At 67.0% G+C, this 4,531-nt stretch carries 5 protein-coding genes; 4 read left to right on the top strand and 1 reads right to left on the bottom strand.

All coding sequences use genetic code 11. The annotated features are described in order from the left end of the window. Nucleotides 1-767 precede the first annotated feature (767 nt). Entirely contained in the window at nt 768-1,136 is a 369-nt protein-coding gene (locus tag D7Y13_RS45400) for a hypothetical protein (RefSeq protein ID WP_147444571.1), read from the top strand. A 625-nt stretch (nt 1,137-1,761) separates the two neighbouring features. Here the strand turns inward: D7Y13_RS45400 and D7Y13_RS49620 are convergent. Then, complete coding sequence (locus tag D7Y13_RS49620) at nt 1,762-2,535, bottom strand: collagen-like domain-containing protein (RefSeq protein ID WP_199732991.1); 774 nt, start codon at nt 2,533-2,535, stop codon at nt 1,762-1,764. Nucleotides 2,536-3,290: 755 nt separating this feature from the next. On the opposite strand from D7Y13_RS49620, the gene D7Y13_RS46105 reads away from it, so the two are divergent. The 3 genes from D7Y13_RS46105 to D7Y13_RS38955 all read left to right on the top strand — a co-directional run bounded on the left by D7Y13_RS46105 (nt 3,291) and on the right by D7Y13_RS38955 (nt 4,510). Next, on the top strand, nt 3,291-3,431 hold the full coding sequence (locus D7Y13_RS46105) for a hypothetical protein (protein ID WP_158620513.1): 141 nt from the start codon (nt 3,291-3,293) through the stop codon (nt 3,429-3,431). 8 nt (nt 3,432-3,439) lie between these two features. After that, nucleotides 3,440-3,664, top strand: a complete 225-nt coding sequence (locus tag D7Y13_RS38960; protein ID WP_120586069.1) for a helix-hairpin-helix domain-containing protein — start codon at nt 3,440-3,442, stop codon at nt 3,662-3,664. A gap of 300 nt (nt 3,665-3,964) precedes the next feature. Then, the gene (locus tag D7Y13_RS38955) at nt 3,965-4,510 is read left to right on the top strand and encodes a MarR family winged helix-turn-helix transcriptional regulator (protein WP_120538469.1); all 546 of its coding nucleotides are present in this window, start codon (nt 3,965-3,967) and stop codon (nt 4,508-4,510) included. The last annotated feature ends 21 nt before the right edge of the window (nt 4,511-4,531 follow it).

Here is a 4,531-nt window from a genome sequence, read left to right as displayed (position 1 = left end):
GAAGCGGCCCTTCGGGCGCGTCGAGGAGCTGGTGCGGGTCAAGGGCTTCGGCAAGAAGAAGTTCCTCAAGCTGCGCGCGCACCTGGCGCTCAGCGGCCCCACGACCCTCAAGGTGGAGAAGGTCCCCCCAGCGCCGGGAAGGGAGGGACTCGCCACGAACCCATGACAAACACAACCCTCGGTTGATTCAGGCTCGCGAGGGCCGCCGCTCCCGGGCACCGGCATGCCAGGGGGTGGCGGCCCTCCTTTCGCGCCGCGAGCGTGGTGACAGCCGAGGCTTCCGGCCGTGGACCTCAGGGCGCCCCGTTCCCAAGAGCAGGTACGATGTCCCCCATGCCAAGGCTCCTTGCCATGCCCATGCTAGGGGCGCTGACGATGGTCGCGTGCGCGGTCAGCCCGGGCAGGCGCGGAGGTGACCTCTACCAGGCAGCACCGGTCTCCGGCCCTGTTCTGCCACCACCCACCGAGGGGCGTGTGGCGTCGTTTTGCACGCTGAACCCGGAAGCTTGCCTGGAGCCGCTCCCAGCCCCAGAGGTCGGGGAGGCCGAGACCACGGCGGATCCGTGGAAGTCCTTCGCATGCATCCAGGCGTGTCAGGCGGGAAGTCAGGCCATGGAAACGTTCTGCGAGAAGCTCCCAGGAAGAACGAAGCGACAGCAGAAGCTCAAGGCCCTCTGCTTCGGCTCGTGCTACGCGGGCAAGGCCTCCTGCCTCGTCTTCTGCCGGGCCTATTTTGGTCCTCCCAGGGCCCCATGAGGTCGCGCTCCATGCTCAAGAAGGATGAGAACTGGCGCCCAAAGTTGAAACGGATCGAGGATCCAATCGCGGAGGATTGCTGGGAGTACACGACACCTTCGGGCCAGCAGCGCACATCAAGGCTCATGGTGGGCCGTCCGGTGCACTTCCCCGAGCAACAGCTCTGGTACTGCCCGGTGCTGATTGAAGGCCATACACGCCCCCGGATCCGACCGATCTTTGGCATGGGGCCCGTGGACTCGCTGATGAACGCGATGACCTTCGTCCGCGGGTTCTTCGAGAGGAACTCCGGAGTCCTGCCTGGAGCAAAGCCAGCCCAGCCCGCTTCACGGCCGGTCAGGAAAAGAGCCCCCGCGCGGGCCATGCCACGCCGGAAGTAACGCATGCGCGGGAAATGAACCCCGGGCCATCCGCGAGGGCAATGGCGGGAGCATCTGGGTGCGCGCCGGCAGCGCGTTCGTGAACAAGGACGTGATGCAGCGACCTGACTTATGCGGAGCAAGCACTGACGCTTTGAGGGAAGTAGGCGCTGCTACGCCACATAAAACGACGAGGGAGAGAACGCGAAGCAGCGGAGTAAATGGAGCGGGGCGGCCACAATGGATGAAGGAGCCGTGCCACGTACAGGCTGCGGACCGCTTCGCACGGCCAGCGACCGTTCCATCCTCAAGCTGCGAGGGCCGGTGCTCGGCGGTGCGCTCCTGCCGTCAGCATTATGCAGGGCTTCAGGGACTCCGCTTCGACGGGGCAGACGCCTCCGCTCAGCGTAACGATCAGCACCGCATAAGCTACCTCCTCGCGGGCTCGGCGGATCGCGCGGGGTGGGGCAGGGCGCGCGAAGAGGCAGCGCGCCGCCCCCGCAGCAGGTGTGGTGCCGCTGCGTGCCTGACGGCCCGCGCAGCGGCACCTGGTGGCGCACAGCCTCGTTAGACTCGGCCGCTCGTCTCCAGTGATTCCCACGAGGCTAACCCTGGCGTCGCCTCGTGGCCCGAGGCAGTCAGCCAACTACTTCAAGCAGTTGAAATGGGCATATGCGGTATCGTACTCAAAAATGCCAGTGGTGGCCGCATAGCCGTTTGCAACGCAGAAGCGATGCGCTGCGGTGGTGCACAGGAGAGTTAGCTTGTTGGCGTACGTGCAGTCTGGTTTGTAGACTGTGAGAGTACCCCAAGTTGCTATGTACTTAACTGCACCTGGCCCCTGGGGCCCCTGGGGCCCAACAGGTCCGATGGCGCCCGTTGCGCCGATGTCGCCCTTGGGGCCCGTCGCGCCGATGTCGCCCTTGGGGCCCGTCGCGCCGATGTCGCCCTTGGGGCCCGTCGCGCCAGTGTCGCCCTTGGGGCCCGTCGCGCCGATGTCGCCCTTGGGGCCCGTCGCGCCGGTGTCGCCCTTGGGGCCCGTCGCGCCAGTGTCGCCCTTGGGGCCTTGCGGGCCCACCGTGATGCCGAGGGCAGAGTTCTGTTCCGGAGCTGGCCCCGTTGAGACACTGAGCAAGTACGTCCCAGGCGTATCCAGGAGGTTATAGGGGACGGTGATGACGATCGCCGTGTCCCCATAGACCTGGATTTTGTTGGGTTGGACGACGATGCCTGCGAACCTCACTGCCGACTTCACGGTGCCGAAGTTCTCGCCGTAGATGTAAAGCGTGTCGTTCGGCGTGTCAGATTCCGTCGAGGTTATGAGCAATGCGCCAGCCGCATGGGCCGAAGTCGCCGAGCCCATGAGGGCAATCACACCCACCAAATACGTCCAGCCACGAATCCGTTCCGCTACGGTCATTTCGGCTCCTTTGAGGGCAGGAAGAGCCGAAGTTGAACCCTGGACTTCGTTTGAAGTCCACGCTTTGCTTGTAAATCCAGCGTGTCAGGAATTATCTGTCCGCGTCCCCCGGCCTGCCACCGTCCGCCAGCGGTCGTAAACCCCCGCGGGATTGGCGGGCCGCGCGTTGAGGGCAGGGCGCGCGAAGAAGCGGCGCTCCGGCCTCCAGCAACTGGTCGGGTGCCGCTGCGCCCCTGACGGCCCGAGCAGCGGCACCTGGTGGCGCAAGGCCTCGCGCGACTCGGCCGCGCGCGTCTCCAGCTCCTGGCGTCTGAGAAGCGGCGGGGCGGTGGCCGTGGCAGGGCCCCAGAAGCCGGGCCGCCCCGTGGCCCGCCCCGCCGCGTCGCGCTGTCGGTGCGCTGCCTTATACGGAGCACCGCATAAAGGACGTGATGCAGCGACCTGACTTATGCTGAGCAAGCACTGACGCCTTGAGGGAAGTAGGCGCTGCTACGCCACATAACGACGAGGGAGAGGACGCGAAGCAGCGGAGTAGATGGAGCGGGGCGGCCACAATGGATGAAGGAGCCGTGCCACGTACAGGCTGCGGACCGCTTCGCACGGCCAGCGACCGTTCCATCCTCAGGCTGCGAGGGCCGGTGCTCGGCGGTGCGCTCCTGTCGTCAGCATTATGCAGGGCTTCAGGGACTCCGCTTCGACGGGGCAGACGCCTCCGCTCAGCGTAACGATCAGCACCGCATAAGCTGCCTTATGCGGTGCACCGCATAAAGGACGGTTCGCTCAACGTGCTGTTGGACGTGCTGCCCCTGGACGGGAAGCTGCACGTGCGCGAGGCGGCGGAGGGGCGCTTCGCGGGCGAGTCGGGGCTGGAGGCGGGCGTGGGAGGCCACTCGTGAAGTGAGACCTGCTGCCGGGCGTGGGAGAGAAGGCGGCGCAGCGCATCCTCGAGCACCGCAAGAAGCGGCCCTTCGGGCGCGTCGAGGAGCTGGTGCGGGTCAAGGGCTTCGGCAAGAAGAAGTTCCTCAAGCTGCGCGCGCACCTGGCGCTCAGCGGCCCCACGACCCTCAAGGTGGAGAAGGTCCCCGTCCCCCCGGCGCCGGGAAGGGAGGGACTCGCCACGAACCCATGACAAACACAACCCTCGGTTGATTCAGGCTCGCGAGGGCCGCCGCTCCCGGGCACCGGCATGCCAGGGGGTGGCGGCCCTCCTTTCGCGCCCTTGGACCCCTCTGGGGAGCTCCGGGATGACACACCCGGACAGCCTGGACGGACGGCCCGCGCCGTTGCCGCCAGTCCCGCCCCCAGGCGAGCGGCCCCGTCTTGCGGCGGGCAATGCTTCCGGATTTTGGTGGAACTGGCAGGCCGACGCGCTAGGACACGCGACCATGTCGCGAAGACAGGGAGGCCGTAGGTGAAGGAGGATGCATCCATGAAGGACGCACAAGCCCCGGAGTCAGAAGGTCCGGACGGCGGTAGGTCCCGGGTGCCACAACTCGGTGAAGTGCTGGAGTTCATGCGCCTGCTGTGGGCCGTGGATCACGGACTTCAATCCACCTCCAAGCGGATGGAGTCCACGCTGGGGCTGACCGGCCCACAGCGGCTCGTCATCCGGCTGGTCGGACGCTTCCCGGGCATCACCGCCGGCACGCTCGCGCAGATCCTCCACGTCCACCCCAGCACCCTCACCGGCGTGCTCAAGCGGCTGGAGAAGCGCGGACTGCTGGAGCGCAAGTCGGATCCGCTCGATGGTCGCAAGGCGCTCTTCGCGCTCACCGACGCCGGCCGCACGCTGGACGTGCCCTCCGAAGGCACCGTGGAGTCCGCCGTGCAGCGCGTGCTCGCTCGCATGCCCCGCGACCGCATCGTCTTCACCCAGGAAGTGCTCACCGCGCTCGCGGAAGAGCTGGGCGGCATTCCCATGGCCGAGGACGGCGTCCCCGCCATTCCCACCGCCGGCCCCACCGCCGAGGGCTGAAGCCCCCCTGCCCTCCTGTCG

Source organism: Corallococcus praedator, assembly GCF_003612125.1.
Classification (GTDB): Bacteria; Myxococcota; Myxococcia; order Myxococcales; family Myxococcaceae; genus Corallococcus; species Corallococcus praedator.
This window is presented reverse-complemented; position numbering and strand designations above follow the sequence as displayed.

Excerpts from the sequence above, each read along its gene's own strand:
- D7Y13_RS45400 (WP_147444571.1), top strand. The coding sequence starts at position 768 with ATGCTCAAGAAGGATGAGAACTGGCGCCCAAAGTTGAAACGGATCGAG.
- D7Y13_RS49620 (WP_199732991.1), bottom strand. The coding sequence starts at position 2,535 with ATGACCGTAGCGGAACGGATTCGTGGCTGGACGTATTTGGTGGGTGTG.
- D7Y13_RS38955 (WP_120538469.1), top strand. The coding sequence starts at position 3,965 with ATGAAGGACGCACAAGCCCCGGAGTCAGAAGGTCCGGACGGCGGTAGG.